The 17269-nt window shown below is 62.2% G+C and carries 15 protein-coding genes; 7 read left to right on the top strand and 8 right to left on the bottom strand.

Features of this window, described 5'->3' with window-relative positions; translation table 11 throughout:
* The 7 genes from MJP36_RS15005 to MJP36_RS14975 all read left to right on the top strand — a co-directional run bounded on the left by MJP36_RS15005 (position 1) and on the right by MJP36_RS14975 (position 10581).
* Entirely contained in the window at positions 1 to 1572 is a 1572-nt protein-coding gene (locus MJP36_RS15005; RefSeq protein ID WP_090370575.1) for an ABC transporter ATP-binding protein, read from the top strand.
* Positions 1573 to 1681: 109 nt separating this feature from the next.
* The gene (locus tag MJP36_RS15000; RefSeq protein WP_244383324.1) at positions 1682 to 3082 is read left to right on the top strand and encodes a sigma-54 interaction domain-containing protein; all 1401 of its coding nucleotides are present in this window, start codon (positions 1682 to 1684) and stop codon (positions 3080 to 3082) included.
* Between the two features lie 283 nt (positions 3083 to 3365).
* Positions 3366 to 4757, top strand: a complete 1392-nt coding sequence (locus MJP36_RS14995) for a GntP family permease (protein WP_244383323.1) — start codon at positions 3366 to 3368, stop codon at positions 4755 to 4757.
* A 7-nt stretch (positions 4758 to 4764) separates the two neighbouring features.
* Positions 4765 to 5538 (top strand): 3-hydroxybutyrate dehydrogenase, encoded by a 774-nt coding sequence (locus MJP36_RS14990; RefSeq protein ID WP_060752570.1) that lies wholly within the window; start codon positions 4765 to 4767, stop codon positions 5536 to 5538.
* An 81-nt stretch (positions 5539 to 5619) separates the two neighbouring features.
* Positions 5620 to 7575, top strand: coding sequence for an acetoacetate--CoA ligase (locus MJP36_RS14985; protein WP_244383322.1), 1956 nt, complete (start codon positions 5620 to 5622; stop codon positions 7573 to 7575).
* 142 nt (positions 7576 to 7717) lie between these two features.
* Positions 7718 to 10255 (top strand): PAS domain-containing sensor histidine kinase, encoded by a 2538-nt coding sequence (locus MJP36_RS14980; RefSeq protein ID WP_244383321.1) that lies wholly within the window; start codon positions 7718 to 7720, stop codon positions 10253 to 10255.
* Between the two features lie 50 nt (positions 10256 to 10305).
* Positions 10306 to 10581: a peptidylprolyl isomerase gene (locus tag MJP36_RS14975; RefSeq protein ID WP_060752567.1), complete on the top strand. Its 276-nt coding sequence runs from the start codon at positions 10306 to 10308 to the stop codon at positions 10579 to 10581.
* Positions 10582 to 10683: 102 nt separating this feature from the next.
* Here MJP36_RS14975 and MJP36_RS14970 read toward each other — a convergent pair whose 3' ends face one another.
* The 8 genes from MJP36_RS14970 to MJP36_RS14935 all read right to left on the bottom strand — a co-directional run bounded on the left by MJP36_RS14970 (position 10684) and on the right by MJP36_RS14935 (position 17250).
* The gene (locus tag MJP36_RS14970; protein ID WP_244383320.1) at positions 10684 to 11589 is read right to left on the bottom strand and encodes a sugar kinase; all 906 of its coding nucleotides are present in this window, start codon (positions 11587 to 11589) and stop codon (positions 10684 to 10686) included.
* Positions 11590 to 11699: 110 nt separating this feature from the next.
* A complete protein-coding gene (locus MJP36_RS14965) occupies positions 11700 to 12908 on the bottom strand; it encodes an amino acid deaminase (protein ID WP_104994015.1) in 1209 nt (402 codons plus the stop codon).
* Between the two features lie 9 nt (positions 12909 to 12917).
* Entirely contained in the window at positions 12918 to 13682 is a 765-nt protein-coding gene (locus tag MJP36_RS14960) for an IclR family transcriptional regulator (RefSeq protein ID WP_060752564.1), read from the bottom strand.
* Positions 13683 to 13829: 147 nt separating this feature from the next.
* A complete protein-coding gene (locus MJP36_RS14955) occupies positions 13830 to 14219 on the bottom strand; it encodes a RidA family protein (protein ID WP_060752563.1) in 390 nt (129 codons plus the stop codon).
* A gap of 14 nt (positions 14220 to 14233) precedes the next feature.
* Positions 14234 to 15016 (bottom strand): amino acid ABC transporter ATP-binding protein, encoded by a 783-nt coding sequence (locus MJP36_RS14950; RefSeq protein WP_161549792.1) that lies wholly within the window; start codon positions 15014 to 15016, stop codon positions 14234 to 14236.
* Positions 15013 to 15675 (bottom strand): amino acid ABC transporter permease, encoded by a 663-nt coding sequence (locus tag MJP36_RS14945; protein WP_244383319.1) that lies wholly within the window; start codon positions 15673 to 15675, stop codon positions 15013 to 15015. The genes MJP36_RS14950 and MJP36_RS14945 overlap by 4 nt, the downstream gene beginning before the upstream one ends.
* A gap of 11 nt (positions 15676 to 15686) precedes the next feature.
* Positions 15687 to 16349: an amino acid ABC transporter permease gene (locus MJP36_RS14940; RefSeq protein ID WP_060752560.1), complete on the bottom strand. Its 663-nt coding sequence runs from the start codon at positions 16347 to 16349 to the stop codon at positions 15687 to 15689.
* Positions 16350 to 16401: 52 nt separating this feature from the next.
* Positions 16402 to 17250, bottom strand: coding sequence for a transporter substrate-binding domain-containing protein (locus MJP36_RS14935; RefSeq protein WP_060752559.1), 849 nt, complete (start codon positions 17248 to 17250; stop codon positions 16402 to 16404).
* Positions 17251 to 17269 lie beyond the last annotated feature (19 nt).

The following is a 17269-nucleotide window of genomic DNA, read 5'->3' as shown; positions in this document are numbered from 1 at the left end:
ATGAACCTGATCGAAATCCGCGACCTCAGCGTCGCTTTCAGCGGCCAGACCGTGGTGCGCAACCTGAGCCTGGATATCCGTCCTGGCGAATGCCTGGCGCTAGTGGGTGAATCGGGCTCGGGCAAGTCGGTGACGGCGCATTCGATCCTGCAACTGCTGCCCGAAGCCGGTACGCGCACCACAGGCTCGGTGAAGTACCGTGGCCAGGAGTTGATCGGGGCGTCGCCAGCCACCCTGCAAAAGCTGCGTGGCAACCGGATTGCAATGATCTTCCAGGAGCCGATGACGTCCCTCAACCCGCTGCACAGCATCGAAAAACAGATCGGCGAAACCTTGCTGCTGCACAAGGGCCTGGGCGGCAAGGCGGCACAGGCGCGCATCCTTCAATTGCTCGACCTGGTGGGCATCCAGAAGCCCCGGGAGCGGCTCAAGGCTTACCCGCACCAACTCTCCGGTGGTCAGCGCCAGCGGGTGATGATCGCCATGGCCCTGGCGTGCGAGCCGGAACTGCTGATCGCCGACGAACCGACCACCGCGCTGGACGTCACCGTGCAACGCAAGATCCTGCTGCTGCTCAAGTCCCTGCAGGAACGCCTGGGCATGTCGCTGCTATTGATCAGTCACGACCTCAACCTGGTCCGCAGCATTGCTCAACGCGTGTGCGTGATGCGCGCCGGGGACATTGTCGAGCAGGCGGACTGCCAGACCTTGTTCAACGCACCGCAGCACCCTTACAGCCGCCTGCTGCTGGACGCCGAGCCGAGCGGTGATGTGCTGTGCCGTGATGAACGCGAAACGGTGTTGCAGGTGGACGACCTGAGCGTGCAATTCCCGCTCGGCGGCGGTCTGTTTCGACGCAAGACCTACCTGCGCGCAGTGGATGGCATCAGCCTCAGCGTACAGCGCGGCAAGACCCTGGGGATTGTCGGCGAATCTGGCTCGGGCAAATCCACCCTGGGCCAGGCGATCCTGCGCCTGCTGGAGTCCACCGGCAGCATCCGCTTCCAGGGCGCGGCCCTCGACCCGCTGAACCCTCAGCAGATGCGCCCGTGGCGCAAGCAGATGCAGGTGGTGTTCCAGGACCCTTACGGCAGCCTCAGCCCGCGCATGTCGGTGCAGCAGATCATCAGCGAAGGCCTGGAAGTGCATGCGCCGTGCAGCCTGGAAGATCGCGACGCCCAGGTGATCCAGGTGCTCAAGGATGTGGGCCTCGACCCAGAGAGCCGGCATCGTTACCCCCATGAGTTTTCCGGCGGCCAGCGTCAACGCATCGCCATCGCCCGCGCATTGGTGCTCAAGCCTGCACTGATGCTGCTCGACGAACCCACTTCGGCACTCGACCGGACAGTGCAGAAACAGGTGGTAGCGTTGCTGCGTGAGTTGCAGGAAAAATACGGCCTGACCTACCTGTTTATCAGCCATGACCTGGCCGTGGTACGCGCCATGGCCCATGACATGATTGTGATCAAGGACGGCAAAGTGGTGGAGCGCGGCGCGAGCCACGACGTGTTCGATGCACCGCAACACCCTTACACCAAAGAGCTGCTGGCAGCGGCGCACATCCCCTTGTAGGAGCGAGCTTGCTCGCGAAGCACAAATAGGCGACACGGGGTATCGGGCAGCGCTGCGTTATCGTTGATGTTTTTCGCGAGCAAGCTCGCGCCTACAGGATTCTGCACGCATGAGTACCAGCCTCAAGGACTACCAACAGGTTCGCGGCCAGGCGATCCAGTCGCTGTTCGAGATCATCGAGCAGTCCAGTGAAGGCACGGTGATTGTCGACCGCGACGCAAATATCGTCTGGATGAACGAGCGCTACGCCAAGCGCTTCGGGCTCAACAGCGCTGACGAAGCCATCGGCCAGCCCTGTGAGAAGGTCATTTCCAACAGCCTGCTGCGCCAAGTGGTGCGCACCGACCGGCCGATTCTGCTGGATATCCAGGACACGCCCAAAGGCCCGCTGGTGGTGATGCGCCTGCCGATCCATGACGAAGCCGGGGCAGTGATCGGGGCGATTGGCTTTGCGCTGTTTGATGAACTGCGCAACCTGTCGCCGATGATCGAACGTTACCTGAGCATGCAACAGGAGCTGGCGTCGACCCGCTCGCTGCTGCGCAAGCGTCAGAGCAAGTACAACTTCGCCCATTTTATCGGCACCAGCACTGCCAGCCTGGAAGTCAAACGCCGGGCACGCCGCAGTGCGAGTGCCGAGTCACCGGTATTGCTGCTTGGCGAGACCGGCACCGGCAAGGAGCTGCTCGCTCAGGCGATTCATGGCGCTTCGAATCGGGCGAGCAAAGCCTTCGTCAGTATCAACAGCGCGGCCATCCCCGCAGACCTGCTGGAGGCCGAATTCTTCGGCACCGCCCCCGGCGCGTTTACCGGCGCCGACCGTAAGGGGCGCCCCGGCAAACTGCAGATCGCCCAGGGCGGCACGCTGTTTCTCGATGAAATTGGCGATATGCCGCTGCCGCTGCAAAGCAAACTGCTGCGGGTGCTGCAGGAAAAGGAATATGAACCGGTTGGTTCCAACGAGATGCTGCACAGCGATGTACGCGTGATCGCCGCCACCTCCATGGACCTGGAAGCGGCGATCAAGCGCGGTGAGTTTCGTGCGGACTTGTATTACCGGCTCAACGTGCTGCCGATCCAGGTGCCGCCCTTGCGTGAGCGCCTGGAGGACATCCCGGCGCTGAGCGAGGCGATTCTTGAAGAACTGCTCAGCCGCCACGAACTCGCCCCCGAGGCCTTGGGGTTGCTGGCGCAACATGCGTGGCCGGGGAATATCCGCGAGCTGCGCAATGTGCTGGAGCGTGCGGCGTTGTTGAGTGATGACCTGGTGTTGAATGCCGCAGACATTCGAGCGGCGATCGGTACGTTCAGCCCGGTGGAGCGCAGTACGCTGCGGGCGATCGAGGGTGAGTCGTTCAGCGCTGCACGGGAACGCTTTGATCGGCAGGTGATCACGGGCGCACTGCAAGCCTGTGACGGCAATGTGGTGGAGGCGGCCAGGCGCCTGGGGCTTGGGCGGTCGACGCTGTACAAGAAGATGGTGGCGCTGGGCATCATCCAATCTCAATAAAGAGACAAAGCTCTCATAATAGAGACTTCCTCCTGTGGGAGGGGCTTGCTCCCGATAGCGGTGCTCCAGTCAGCATTTTTATTGCCTGGCATACCGCTATCGGGAGCAAGCCCCCTCCCACAGTGGATTTTCACCTGTCTCAGATTAGAGACAAAAATTCAAATCATCAGTCACCCGCCGGAAATTTCTTTTATATATCAACCAGTTAGATTTTTGGCACACATCTAGCTATAGCTCCTCTCCAAAGCACCACCCCACAAAAATAACAATCTGGAGACACACCATGAGTGTGATCATTGCCCTGGCAGCCCTGGCGCTGCTGATGCTGGCTGCCTACCGTGGCTATAGCGTTATCCTGTTTGCGCCCATCGCCGCCCTCGGCGCGGTACTGCTCACCGACCCCTCCGCCGTCGCCCCTGCCTTTACCGGGGTGTTCATGGAGAAAATGGTCGGCTTCATCAAACTGTATTTCCCGGTGTTCCTGCTTGGTGCGGTGTTCGGCAAGCTGATCGAGCTGTCGGGCTTTTCGCGTTCGATTGTTGCCGCAGCGATCCGCCTGCTCGGCACCCGCCAGGCGATGCTGGTGATCGTGCTGGTCTGCGCCCTGCTCACCTACGGCGGCGTGTCGCTATTCGTGGTGGTGTTCGCGGTGTACCCGTTCGCCGCCGAGATGTTCCGCCAGAGCAATATCCCCAAGCGCCTGATTCCGGCGACCATCGCCCTCGGCGCGTTCTCGTTCACCATGGACGCCCTGCCCGGCACACCGCAGATCCAGAACATCATCCCCAGCACCTTTTTCAACACCACGGCGTGGGCGGCGCCGTGGCTGGGGCTGATCGGCACGATTTTCGTGTTCTGCGCCGGCATGCTCTACCTGACACGCCAGCGCAACAAGGCACAACGCGCCGCTGAGGGTTATGGCACCGAGTTGCGCAACGAACCGGAAACCGCCGAAAACCTGAGGCTGCCCAACCCTTGGATCGCCCTGTCGCCGCTGATTCTGGTGGGCGTGATGAACCTGTTGTTCACCCACTGGATTCCACAATGGTACGGCAAGACCCACAGCCTCAGCCTGCCGGGCATGAGCGCGCCAGTGACCACCGAAATCGCCAAGCTCACCGCGATCTGGGCGGTGCAGGCGGCACTGTTGGTGGGCATCCTGATGGTGCTGGCATTCGGCTGGTCGGCGATCAAGAGCAAGCTCGCCGAAGGCAGCAAAAGTGCGGTCAGCGGCGCCTTGCTGGCGGCGATGAACACCGCATCGGAATACGGCTTCGGCGCGGTGATTGCCTCGCTGCCGGGCTTCCTGGTGCTGGCGGACTGGCTCAAGGGTATCCCCAACCCACTGGTCAACGAGGCGATCACCGTGACCCTGCTGGCCGGTATCACCGGTTCCGCCTCCGGCGGCATGAGCATCGCCCTGGCGGCGATGTCCGAGAGCTTTATTTCGGCGGCCCACGCGGCCAATATTCCGCTTGAAGTGCTGCACCGGGTCGCGGCCATGGCCAGCGGCGGCATGGACACCCTGCCCCACAACGGCGCGGTGATCACGCTGCTGGCGGTCACCGGCCTGACCCACCGCGAAGCCTACAAGGACATTTTCGGCATCACCCTCATCAAGACCCTCGCGGTGTTCGTGGTGATTGGTACTTTCTACGCCACCGGCATTGTGTGAGGTTTTCATGACGACTTTGAATGGCAAGACCGCCCTGGTTACCGGCTCCACCAGCGGCATCGGCCTGGGCATCGCACTGAGCCTGGCCAAGGCCGGCGCCAACCTGATCCTCAACGGCTTCGGCGATGCCAGCGCGGTGATCGCCCAGGTACAGGCGTTCGGCGGCAAGGTCGGCCACCACCCGGCCGACGTCAGCGATCCGGCGCAGATCGCCGACATGATCGCCTATGCCGAGCGTGAGTTCGGCGGCGTCGATATCCTGGTCAATAACGCCGGTATCCAGCATGTGGCGGCGGTAGAAGATTTCCCGGTGGAACGCTGGGACTCGATCATCGCAATCAACCTGTCCTCGGTGTTCCACAGCACACGCCTGAGCTTGCCGGGGATGAAGGCCAAGGGCTGGGGGCGCATCGTCAACATCGCGTCGGTGCACGGCCAGGTCGGCTCGGTGGGCAAGGCGGCCTATGTGGCGGCCAAGCACGGCGTCATCGGCCTGACCAAAGTCGTGGGCCTGGAGACGGCCACCAGCAACGTCACCTGCAACGCTATCTGCCCAGGCTGGGTGCTGACACCGCTGGTGCAGAAGCAGATTGACGATCGTGCCGCCGCGGGTGTCGATCCGCAGCAGGCGCAGCACGACCTGCTGGCCGAAAAACAACCGTCGCTGGAATTTGTCACCCCGCCGCAGTTGGGCGAGTTGGTACTGTTCCTGTGCAGCGAAGCCGGTGCCCAGGTACGCGGCGCGGCCTGGAATATTGACGGCGGCTGGCTGGCGCAGTAATCCAGGCACTGAAGATTCAAATAGGGGCGACCAAGCCCGCCGCCCCTATTTGATCGTCGTTGACGAACAAGAGATTCGCCTATGTCCGACATCCTCTGGCAACCCTCCCCGGAACGCATCGCCAACACGCGCATGGACCAGTTCCGCCGCTATATCAACCAACGCTACAGCGTGCAGCTCGACGATTACCCCGCCCTGCACCAGTGGAGCATCGACCAGCGCCCGGATTTCTGGCAAGCCATCGTCAGCTATTTCGACGTAGCGTTTCGCAGCCCGCCCATTGCGACGCTGATCGAAGAGGCCGAGATGCCCAGCGCCCAGTGGTTTCCCGGCGCCACGCTGAACTTCGCCGAACACCTGCTGCGCCGCCGCGATGAGCACCCGGCCGTGGTCGCCATCAGTGAGGATGGCCACCGCGAAGCCTTGACCTACGCCGAACTCGCCCAGCATGTCGCCGGCTTGCAGCGCAGCCTGCGCGACGCCGGCGTAACCCAGGGCGACCGCGTCGCCGCGTGCATGCCCAACACCTGGCAAACCCTGGTGGGCATGCTGGCCACCACCAGCCTCGGCGCGATCTGGTCGTGTTCGTCGCCGGACTTCGGCACCCAGGGCGTGATCGACCGCTTCGGCCAGATCGAGCCCAAAGTGTTGATCACCTGCGCCGGTTACCGTTATGCCGGCAAAGACATCGACCAGAGCGCCAAGCTCAATGAAATCCTCGAACGCCTGCCGTCCCTCGAACAGCTGATCATCGTGCCGTACGCACGGCCTCAGGCGCGGGTCGACGACTACCGCAGCCGAGCCAGGGTCACGCTGTGGCACGACTTCTATCAACCTGGCGGCGAGCCCGAGTTTGTGGCCGTGCCGTTCGATCACCCGCTGTACATCCTCTATTCCAGCGGCACCACCGGCGTGCCCAAATGCATCATCCACGGCACCGGCGGCGTGCTGCTCACCCATCTCAAGGAGCACGGCCTGCATGCCGACCTGTCAAGGGATGATTGCCTGTTCTACTACACCACCTGTGGCTGGATGATGTGGAACTGGCTGGTGTCGGTGCTGGCCCTTGGCGCAACCGCAGTGCTATATGACGGCTCGCCATTCCACCCTGGGCCTGAGCGATTGATCGACCTGATCGATGCGGAACACATCAGCGTGTTCGGCACCAGCCCGAAATTCCTCGCCACCCTGGAAAAAGCCGGGCTGCAACCGCGCCTGAGTCATGATCTGCGCAGCCTCAAGGGCCTGATTTCAACCGGTTCGCCGCTGTCGCCCCACAGTTACGACTATGTGTACCGCGAGATCAAACCCGAGCTGTGCCTGGCGTCGATGTCGGGCGGTACCGACATCGTCTCCTGTTTTGTGATCGGTAACCCGGTGCTGCCGGTGCGGCGCGGCGAAATGCAGTGCAAGAGCCTGGCGATGGCCATCGAAGTGTGGGACGAACACGGCCGGCCGTTGATCGGCGAAAAAGGCGAGCTGGTGTGCACCCGGCATTTTCCGGCGATGCCGATCGGCTTATGGAACGATCCGGACCAGCAGAAACTGCGCGCCTCGTATTTCAGTCAGTTTCCCGGGGTGTGGGCTCAGGGCGACTACGCCGAGCAGCGCCCCCATGGCGGCCTGCTGATCCACGGGCGCTCGGACGCCGTGCTCAACCCCGGCGGCGTACGGATCGGCACCGCAGAGATCTATCGCCAGGTGGAAAAAATCCCGCAAGTCCAGGAAAGCCTGGCCATCGGCCAACGCTGGCAAGACGATGTGCGTGTGGTGCTGTTCGTACGCCTCAATGACGGTATCGAGCTGGACGACGCCCTGCAACAGCAGATCCGCCAGGTAATCCGCGCCAACACCACACCGCGCCACGTGCCGGCGAGGATTCTCGCCGTCTCCGATATCCCGCGCACCATCAGCGGCAAGATCGTCGAATTGGCGGTGCGCAATGTGGTTCACGGCGAGCCGGTGAAAAACACCGACGCCCTGGCCAACCCGCAGGCCCTGGCGCAGTTTCGCGACCGCCCTGAACTGGCGACATGAAGCGGAAAGGTTTCAGCTTGACGCACTGATTTGAAGACAAACGCCCAATGCATGCTATTTTTCGTGGGTAGTCAGCCGTTCCCCTCTCACGGGATAATCGGCTTTTGTCGTATTTCAAAGCGTCAAGCGTAGGGTTTTTTTCATGAATGGAACATCCACCGACAGCGAAGCAGCAGTCTTGATCGCGCGGCTGGACTGGGCGCAAAGCCCTCTCGGTGATGCGGCTAACTGGCCGCAAAGCCTGCGCACCGCCGTCGATATCGTCGTCCACTCACCGATGCCGATGCTGCTGTTGTGGGGCAGCCAACTGACCCAACTCTACAATGATGGGTTCGCCCGGCTCGCCGGCAACAAGCACCCCGAGGCCTTGGGCCGACCGGCACATGAAACCTGGCCGGAGCTTGAGAGTTTCGCTGCGCCGATCTATGACGCGGTTCTTGGCGGGCAGGTACGCACCTTCAGTGAACAGCGCTTCGTCTTGCAGCGTAATCACCGCGACACCGAGATCTGGCTCGACCTGACCTACAGCCCAGTACGCAATGAGCACGGTACGGTGGCCGGCATCCTGGTCACCGCAATTGAAACCAACGAACGCCGCAGCAAAACCCTCGAACTGCAGCAACGCTCCGAAGACAGCCTCAAGGCCCAGCACAGCACCGAACAACGCCTGCAGCTGGCCTTGGCCGCGACCGACGCGGTAGGCACCTGGGATTGGGACATCAGCGAAGACCGCTTTATCGCCGACGCCCATTTCGCCTACCTGCACGGCGTCGACCCGCAAGACGCCGACCTGTTGCCGATCAGCGCGTACCTGCAAGGCGTGCACCCCGAAGACCGTGGCATGGTGGCGCGCAGCATCAAGCACTGCATCACCTTCGGCACCGAATACGCCGAGGAGTACCGCTTGCTGCAAGCCGACGGCCAGTTGCGCTGGGTGTTTGCCCGCGGCCGCTGCTACAAGGACCCGCAGGGCCGCCCGGCACGTTTCCTCGGTGCCGCACTGGACCTGACCGAACGCAAGCACACCGAGCAGGCCCTGCGTCAAAGCCAGACCGAATTGCAGCTGATCATCAACGCCATGCCGGTGCTGATCGGCTACGTCGACCACGAAGAGCGCTTCCGCCTGAACAACAGCGCCTACCTCGACTGGTACGGCCTGACGCCCCAGGAGCTATACGGTAAAAGCATCCGTGAAGTGCTCGGCGACGAGGTGTATGCCGGGCGCGCCGACAAGATCGCCGCCGCCCTCAAGGGCAAGGCCTGCAGTTTCCTGACCATCACCCCGCATCGCGACGGCCGGGCGCGCCACGCCTTGATGAAGTACCTGCCGCGTTTCAGCAATGACGGTTCGGTCAACGGCTTCTACATCTTTGTGATCGACGAGACCGAACGCATCCTCACTGAAGAAGCCTTGCGTCACCTCAACGAAAACCTTGAAGAACGCGTGGCCCAGCGCACCCAGGCGCTGGCCGAGGCCAACCAGCGCCTGCAAAACGAAATGTTCGAGCGCGAGCGCGCCGAAGACGCACTGCGCCATGCGCAGAAGATGGAGGCGGTGGGCCAGCTCACCGGCGGCATCGCCCACGACTTCAACAATATGCTCACCGGCATCATTGGCAGCCTGGACCTGATGCAGCGTTATATCGCCGCCGGGCGCAGCGACGAAATCGGCCGTTTCACCGACGCGGCGGTGTCCTCCGCCCACCGCGCGGCCGCCCTCACCCACCGGCTGCTGGCGTTTTCACGGCGCCAGTCGCTGGACCGTCGGCCGATCGATCCCAACCAGTTGGTGGCCTCCCTGGAAGATCTGTTCCGCCGTACCAAAGGCGCGCATATCACGCTCAAGGTGCAATTGGGCAAGGACATCTGGCCGGTCAACACCGACGCCAGCCAACTGGAAAACGCCCTGCTCAACCTAGTGATCAACGCGCGCGACGCCATGCCCGACGGCGGCGAATTGCTGATCGAAACCGCCAACAGCTACCTGGACGGCACTGATATCACCACCCTGGAACCGGTCAAGGCCGGCGATTACGTGATGCTCGGCGTATGCGATAACGGCACCGGCATGGCGCCGAAAATCCTCGCCAAAGCCTTCGACCCGTTCTTCACCACCAAGCCCATCGGCCAGGGTACGGGCCTGGGGCTGTCGATGATCTACGGCTTTGCCCAGCAGTCCGGCGGCCATGTGACCATTCACAGCGAACCGGGCCAGGGCACCTGCGTGCGCCTGTACCTGCCGCGCCTGCATGGCACCGCACTGGAAAGCCGCCAGCCCGCGAACTTGAGCGAAGCCCCGCTGGCATTGGCTGGTGAGTCCGTCGTGGTGGTCGAGGACGACCCTGCCGTGCGGATGCTGGTGGTCAACGTGCTCGGTGAACTGGGCTACACCGCGCACCAGGCTGGCGATGCACGCACGGCGCTGCCGTTGCTGGAATCGGACCTGCGTGTCGACCTGCTGGTGACCGACGTCGGCCTGCCGGGCCTGAACGGCCGGCAACTGGCGGAAATCGCCCGCCAGCACCGCCCGGGCCTGCGGGTCTTGTTCATGACCGGCTACGCCGAAAAAGCCGCCGAGCGCCAAGGCTTTCTGGAAGACGGCATGGACATGGTCGCCAAACCCTTTTCCATCGAGTTACTGGCCACGAAAATCCGCAGCATGATCGGCGTTGACGCCTGAGTTCAGGCATAATCGCGCGCCCTGACGTTTGACCGTTGCAAGGTAACAAGATGAAAGCCCTAGCCCGTCACATCCTGGTGAAAACCAGTGAAGAAGCCGAACAGCTCAAGCAACGCATCGCCAAGGGCGAAGCGTTTGATGTGTTGGCCAAAAAGTACTCCACCTGCCCTTCGGGCAAGCGCGGCGGCGACTTGGGCGAAGTACGGCCAGGGCAGATGGTCGGGGCGATCGATGCGGTGATCTTCAAGAAACCGGTGAAGGTGGTTCACGGGCCGATCAAGAGCAAGTTCGGGTACCACCTGGTACAGGTGTTCTACCGCGACTGAGTGTTCGACTTCAAACCGCTATCGGGAGCAAGTCGAACCGTCGCACCGCCCCTCCCACAACTGTGGGAGGGGGCTTGCTCCCGATCCGCCAGAGGCGGCCATTCACCTGGGAATCAATGCCCCTGGCACCTGGATCACCCGGCTAGCCAATCGATGCCCAGCCAAAGCCGCCTGCTCAGGCGAGCCACCCTTCAGCCGACAAGCCAGATACGCCGCACTGAACGAATCCCCCGCTGCCGTGGTGTCCACCACCCTCTCCACCTTCAAGGCCGGCACCGCAAAACGCTCGCCATCACAACGGATCAGACACGCATCCGCCCCACGCTTGAGCACCACCTCGGCCAACCTCGGATACGCTGCGAACACCTGCTCACTGTCGGCATAGCCAAACAATGCACGTTCGTCATCCTCGGTCAGCAAGGCGATATCCACCTCGGCCATGACCTGGTGATACGCCGCGCGCGCCGCCTCGACAGTGGCCCACAGCCGGGGGCGGTAGTTGTTGTCGAACACCACCTTGCCGCCGCGTCGACGGGTTTCGATCAGGGCCTGCAGCAAGCGCTGACGCCCGACCTCGCCCAGTACCGCGAGGGTGATGCCACTGAAATACACCACGTCGTAGCCCGGCAAGGCCGCGAGGATCGGTTCGGCCGCAGGCGTGGTGAAACAATCACGCACGGCGGCCTCGTTGCGCCAATAGAGAAATTTGCGCTCGCCGTTGGCGTCGGTCTGGATGCAGTACAACCCAGGCAAGCGCCCAGACAAGCGCTGGACCATGCCCAGGCCCACGCCTTCTTGTGTCCACTGGGCACACATGGCATCGCTGAAACTGTCATCGCCCAGCGCGGTGACGTAGTCGACACTGCCGCTTTCGCCCAGCTCACGGCGCAGGTACACCGCCGTGTTCAAGGTGTCACCGCCGAAGCTCTGGTGCAGGCTGCCGTCGGCGCGGTGTTGCAATTCGATCATGCATTCGCCGATCAGGGCGATGTGCGGATGGGTGCTCATAGCGATGGTCTCGGGTGTGGCTGATGGCCTCATCGCGAGCAAGCCCGCTCCCACATTTGGAATGCATTTCAACGGTGGGGCGGGCGTGCTCGCGAAAGGAGCGACTCGGTTCAGAAGCGGGTTTCCAGGGACTCGATCACCTGCAACTGCTCATCCACCAGGCAGCCGACTTGCCACTTGTCGAAGGTCAGGCACGGGTGCGAAGTACCGAACGAGAGGATATCGCCGATGCGCAGTTCGACCCCCGGCGCCACGGTCATGAACGCATGCTGGTCCATCACCGCCGTGACCTTGCACGCGCTCACATCATCACCTTGCGCCGGCACAATACCGGCCTTGTAGCGCTTGAGCGGCACCGGCAGACCGGCGTCGTAGGCTACATCGCGCTTGCCCAGGGCGATCACCGCAAAGCCCGGTTCAGGCAGCGACTGTACATGCGCCCAGACTTCCAGGGCCGGGCGCAAGCCTTCGTCGAGGTCGCTGCGGCGGTTGAGCACGCAGCACTGCGCCTCTTTGTAGATGCCATGGTCGTGGGCCACATAGCTGCCCGGCCGCAATACGCTGAGGAAACGGCCGGCGGCGTTCTGGGTTTCGAAAGACTCGGCGATCAGGTCATACCAGGCCGAGCCCGATGCCGTGATGATCGGCTTGGGCAGGTCGAAAGCGCCGCTGTCTTGCAGCTCCACCGCCAAACGCACCAGGCTGGCGGCGAACTCGCGAATGCCGCTGACGGCATGCTCGCCGTGGATCACGCCTTCATACCCTTCGATGCCGGTCAGCGCGAGCGCCGGCTGCGCCTTGATCGCCTTGGCCAGGTCACGCACTTGCTGCTCGCTGCGGCAACCGCAACGGCCTCCGACCACGCCGTACTCGATCATCACGTTCAGGCGCAGGCCACGGGCGGCGAAGAACAGGCCCAGGTCGGCGACATTGTCCGGGTGGTCGACCATGCAGTGAAAGTCGAAATCCTGATCGGCCAGCAGGTCGGCGATCAGCGCCATGTTCGGTGCGCCCACCAGCTGGTTGGCCATCAATACACGGCGCACACCACCGGCATAGGCCGCACGGGTTTGCACGGCGTTGGCCAGGGTGATGCCCCAAGCGCCTGCCGCGATCTGGCGCTGAAACAGCGCGGGCATCATGCTGGTTTTGCCATGGGGCGCGAGCTCGGCGCCGCTGTTGCTGACAAACGCCTGCATCCAGCGGATGTTGTGTGCCAGGGCGTCGCGATGCAGCACCAGCGCCGGCAGGCTGACATCACGGACCAGGTGGGCTCCCACTGCGGCGGCGCCCTTTTCGACAGCATTGAAGGCAGACATGACATGCTCCTATTCGTTGATGCGACGGGCCAGGTTGTTGGCGCTTTCGATCAGCACCCGGCGATAGTCGTGGTAATGGGTGATGGCATCCGCACGCGGTGCGACGATGCACAGCGTCGCGATGCTGACGCCCTGCGCGTCCCTGACCGGGGCGGCAAAGCAATGGGTAAAGGTGTCGGCCACACTGTCGAAGGAAAAGAACCCGTCGAGGGTGGCCTGACGGATTTGCGCCAGGAACGTCTCCAGCGGCAAGCGTTGGCCGTCCGGCAGGATAAAGTCGTCGGGGTCGATCAAGTCGATGATCTGCTGGTCGCTCAAGTGCCCCAGCAACAGGCGCCCGGACGCGGTCCATGGGATCGGCGCGTTTTCACCGATGTCCGACGAAATGCGGAAATGCCGCTCGCCTTCGCGCATCAGCGCCACGGTGTATTTGCGCCCGTTGAGCAGGCACATCTGCGCGGTTTCGCGGGTCTGGCTGACGATTTCCTGCAAGGCATGGTCAGCCTCGCGGGTCAGGTCGAAATGGCGCAGGTGCGCCTGGCCGAGAAAATACAGCTGGCGGCCCAGGTAGACATGGCCGTCCTTGCCCACGGTTTCCAGGATGCGCCGCTCGAGCAAGGAGGCGACCAGCTCGTAGACCGTGGACTTGGGGCTGCCGATGCCGTTGGCAATATCATTCGGGCGCAGGGGCTGGCCGACTTCCTTGAGAAAATCGAGGATATCGAATGCACGGTCCAGGCCTTTGGCGCGGCGTTTGATGGTGTCTTCGGTCATAACAGTAATCGGTCCGAGTTATTGATCGTTCCCACGCTCCGCGTGGGAACGCAGACCGTGACGCTCTGCGTCACAGAAGCGAACGCAGAGCGTCCGAGGCGGCGTTCCCACGCAGAGCGTGGGAACAATCATTTAGAGTCGGGGCATTTAGCCTTTTTTCTTGTAGGCCACGCAATCGATCTCGACCTTGCAATCGACCATCATGCTGGCCTGTACGCAGGCCCGCGCCGGAGCGTGTTCCGGGGTGAAGTATTCGCCGAAGACCTTGTTGAAACTCCAGAAGTCCCGTGGGTCTTCCAGCCACACGCCAACGCGGACCACGTCCTTGAGTTCGTAACCGGCCTCTTCGAGGATCGCCACCACATTGCGCAGGGTCTGCCGGGTTTGCTCGACGATGCCGCCGGTGATGATTTCACCGTCCACCGCCGGCACCTGGCCCGAGACGTAGAGCCAACCGTCCGCTTCCACCGCACGCGCAAAAGGACGTGGCTGGCCGCCGCCGGCGGTGCTGCCGGTGCCGTAACGAGTAATGCTCATAAAATAACTCCTGATTAAAAACGAATGTTCTTCAAAAATTCAGCCAGGCGCGGCGATTGCGGGCGTTCGAAGATATCCTTCGACGAACCTTGTTCCTCAATGCGCCCCTGGTTCATGAATACGATCTTGTCAGACACTTCATAGGCGAAGCGCATTTCGTGGGTGACCAGCAGCATGGTCATGCCCTCTTCCGCCAAGCCCTTGATCACACTGAGCACCTCACCGACCAGTTCCGGGTCGAGGGCCGAGGTGACTTCATCGAACAACATCAGGCTGGGGTTCATGGCAATGGCGCGGGCAATCGCCACGCGCTGTTGCTGGCCGCCCGACAATTGCCCGGGGAAGTGGTTACGCCGCTCCAGCAGGCCGACGCGGTCCAGCCATTTTTCGGCCAGGGCCACGGCTTCATCCTTGTTCATCTTCTTGACCTTGAGCAGGCCAAGGGTGACGTTCTGCAGCGCCGTCAGGTGCGGGAACAGGTTGAATTGCTGGAACGCCATGCCGGTCATCGCCCGATGCTGGGCGATCACGCGCTCGGGGTGGCGCACACGCTTGCCGGCAACTTCGCTGTAGCCGATGGACTCGCCGTCCAGGGTGATCTGCCCGCCCTGGAACTCTTCGAGCAGGTTGACGCAGCGCAACAGCGTGGTCTTGCCCGAGCCGCTGGAGCCGATCAACGTCACCACGTTACCGCGTTGCATGGACAGGTCGACGCCCTTGAGCACTTCCACCTGACCGTATTGTTTACGCAGGCCACTGATGTTCAGCAGCGGTTGCTGGGTTTGAGGTTGATTCATGGCAAGGCCACCCGCTTTTCAAGGTAACGCCCGAACAGCTCGATGGCGTAGTTGATGACAAAGAACAGAAAACCCGCGAACAGGTAGAACTCCAGGGTCATGAAGGTGCGTGCGATCACCTGCTGGGTACTGAGCAGCAACTCGGCCACGCCGATCACCGAGAGCAAGGTCGAGGCCTTGACGATTTCCGTGGAGGAATTGACCCAGGTCGGCAGGATCTGGCGCAGCGCCTGGGGCAATAGCACGTAACCCAGGGACTGGTAGAACGTCAGGCCGATGGCCTTGCCCGCCTCCAGTTGCCCACGCGCAATGGCTTGCAGTGCGCCGCGCACGATTTCCGAGACGTGGGAACCACAGAATAACGTCAGCCCGACCGCGCCGGCCTGGAATGCGCTGATGTGCCAGCCGAGGGCCGGCAGCATGTAGAAACACGCCAGCACCAGCACGAACACCGGCGTACCGCGGATCAGGTCGACATACAGACGAAACGGTGCACGCATCCAGAACTTGCCGTACGTCAGGATCAACCCGGCGACGATGCCGATCAGCGTGCCGAAAACAATCGCCAGCGCCGAGCAATACACGCTGGTTTCAAACCCCGCCCAAAGGGTATCCCGGGCGACCCACAACTCGTGCAACCAGCTGGGAGATTCGTACATGGAAACCCTCCTTAACGACGGATCGCCAGACGCTGTTCCAGGTAACGGAGCAGCATGGCAATCAGGTAACAGGCGGCCACATAGAGCGCCGTCGTGACCAGCCAGGTTTCGATGACCCGGTAGCTCTCGACGTTGATCTTGCGGGCGTAGTAAGTCAGTTCGGGCACCGCGATGGCGGCGGCCAGCGAGGTGTCCTTGAACAGCGAAATGAAATTGTTCGACAGCGCCGGCAGCACGTTGCGCAGCATCACCGGCACCGTGATGTAGGCACGGATGCGCCACTCACCCAAGCCGATGGCCAGGCCGGCTTCACGCAAACCCTTGGGAATGTTCAACAGCCCGGCGCGGAACACTTCGGTCAGATAGGCACCGGCGTACAACGACAAGGTGATGATGAACGACGGGATCTTGTCCAGACGGATGCCCAGGCTGGGCAATGCAAAATAGATCAACAGGATCAGCACGAGGATCGGCGTGTTGCGGATCACCGTCACATACACCGAGGCGAAGAGGCGCAACGCACGGTGCCTGGACAGCATGGCAAACGCCATCATCAGGCCGATCACGCAGCCGATGGCGATCGACAGCAACGCCAGCTCAAGGCCGAGGCCAAGCCCTGCCAGCAAGCTGGGGAAGTCGCGCCACACGGCGGCAAAGTTCAACTGATAGTTCATGGTCGGCAGTACCTGAAACGGGGCGCCATGTGCGGCGCCCGCGGTTTACACATCACTTGAATTCAACCGGGAAACCAATCGCAGGCTCCGGCAGATCTACGCCGAACCATTGCTTGAACGAGGCTTTGTAGGTCGGGAACTCCACGCCGGTCATGGCTTCATGCAGCGCGGTGTTGACGAAGTTCAGCCAGTCCTGGTCGCCACGCTTGACGGCACACGCATAGGTTTGCGGGCTCCAGGCATAGGCCGGGCTGCGATAGCGACCAGGGTTCTGCACCATCAGGTACTTGACCGAAGACTGGTCGGTGGCGGCGGCATCGGCGCGACCGGAGTTCACGGCCTGGTACATCAGGTCGACGCTGTCGTACTGATCGACCTTGGCCTTGGGCAGTGCCTGGTGCACCAACTCTTCGGCATACACGTTTTGCAGCACGGCCACGGTGACGCCGTCGCCGGCGGCCTGCAGGTCTTCGATCTCTTTGTACTTGCTGTTGTTCGGCAACAGCAGGCCCACCCCTTCGCGGTAGTACGGCAAGGTAAAGGCAACCTGCTGCGCACGGCTGGCGGTAACGGTGATGAACTGGCAACTCATGTCGACCTTGTCGGTCAGCAGGTTGGGAATACGGGCATCGGAGGACTGCACCACAAACTCCACCTTGCTCGGGTCGTTGAACAATCCCTTGGCCACGATGCGGCCGATGTCGATATCAAACCCCTGCAACTTGCCATCCGCTCCCTGGAAGTGCCACGGCGCATTGGTACTGCCTGTACCCACGATCAGATGCCCACGCTTGAGCACATCATCGAGCTTACTGTCCGCCGCCTGCACCAGGCTTGCGAGGGAAGCCGATGCGGCGAAGAGAAAAACACACGCTTTAAACACGGAAGGTCGGTGATGCATGACAAGCACTCCAGGGATT

It is taken from the genome of Pseudomonas palleroniana, from assembly GCF_022836895.1.
GTDB classification, from domain to species: domain Bacteria; phylum Pseudomonadota; class Gammaproteobacteria; order Pseudomonadales; family Pseudomonadaceae; genus Aquipseudomonas; species Aquipseudomonas palleroniana.
Note: the sequence above shows the minus strand (reverse complement) of the source record. Positions and strands in the feature narration are given on the sequence as shown.

Coding starts and splice junctions, on each gene's coding strand:
- MJP36_RS15005 (WP_090370575.1), top strand. CDS start 1: ATGAACCTGATCGAAATCCGCGACCTCAGCGTCGCTTTCAGCGGCCAG.
- MJP36_RS15000 (WP_244383324.1), top strand. CDS start 1,682: ATGAGTACCAGCCTCAAGGACTACCAACAGGTTCGCGGCCAGGCGATC.
- MJP36_RS14995 (WP_244383323.1), top strand. CDS start 3,366: ATGAGTGTGATCATTGCCCTGGCAGCCCTGGCGCTGCTGATGCTGGCT.
- MJP36_RS14990 (WP_060752570.1), top strand. CDS start 4,765: ATGACGACTTTGAATGGCAAGACCGCCCTGGTTACCGGCTCCACCAGC.
- MJP36_RS14985 (WP_244383322.1), top strand. CDS start 5,620: ATGTCCGACATCCTCTGGCAACCCTCCCCGGAACGCATCGCCAACACG.
- MJP36_RS14980 (WP_244383321.1), top strand. CDS start 7,718: ATGAATGGAACATCCACCGACAGCGAAGCAGCAGTCTTGATCGCGCGG.
- MJP36_RS14975 (WP_060752567.1), top strand. CDS start 10,306: ATGAAAGCCCTAGCCCGTCACATCCTGGTGAAAACCAGTGAAGAAGCC.
- MJP36_RS14970 (WP_244383320.1), bottom strand. CDS start 11,589: ATGAGCACCCATCCGCACATCGCCCTGATCGGCGAATGCATGATCGAA.
- MJP36_RS14965 (WP_104994015.1), bottom strand. CDS start 12,908: ATGTCTGCCTTCAATGCTGTCGAAAAGGGCGCCGCCGCAGTGGGAGCC.
- MJP36_RS14960 (WP_060752564.1), bottom strand. CDS start 13,682: ATGACCGAAGACACCATCAAACGCCGCGCCAAAGGCCTGGACCGTGCA.
- MJP36_RS14955 (WP_060752563.1), bottom strand. CDS start 14,219: ATGAGCATTACTCGTTACGGCACCGGCAGCACCGCCGGCGGCGGCCAG.
- MJP36_RS14950 (WP_161549792.1), bottom strand. CDS start 15,016: ATGAATCAACCTCAAACCCAGCAACCGCTGCTGAACATCAGTGGCCTG.
- MJP36_RS14945 (WP_244383319.1), bottom strand. CDS start 15,675: ATGTACGAATCTCCCAGCTGGTTGCACGAGTTGTGGGTCGCCCGGGAT.
- MJP36_RS14940 (WP_060752560.1), bottom strand. CDS start 16,349: ATGAACTATCAGTTGAACTTTGCCGCCGTGTGGCGCGACTTCCCCAGC.
- MJP36_RS14935 (WP_060752559.1), bottom strand. CDS start 17,250: ATGCATCACCGACCTTCCGTGTTTAAAGCGTGTGTTTTTCTCTTCGCC.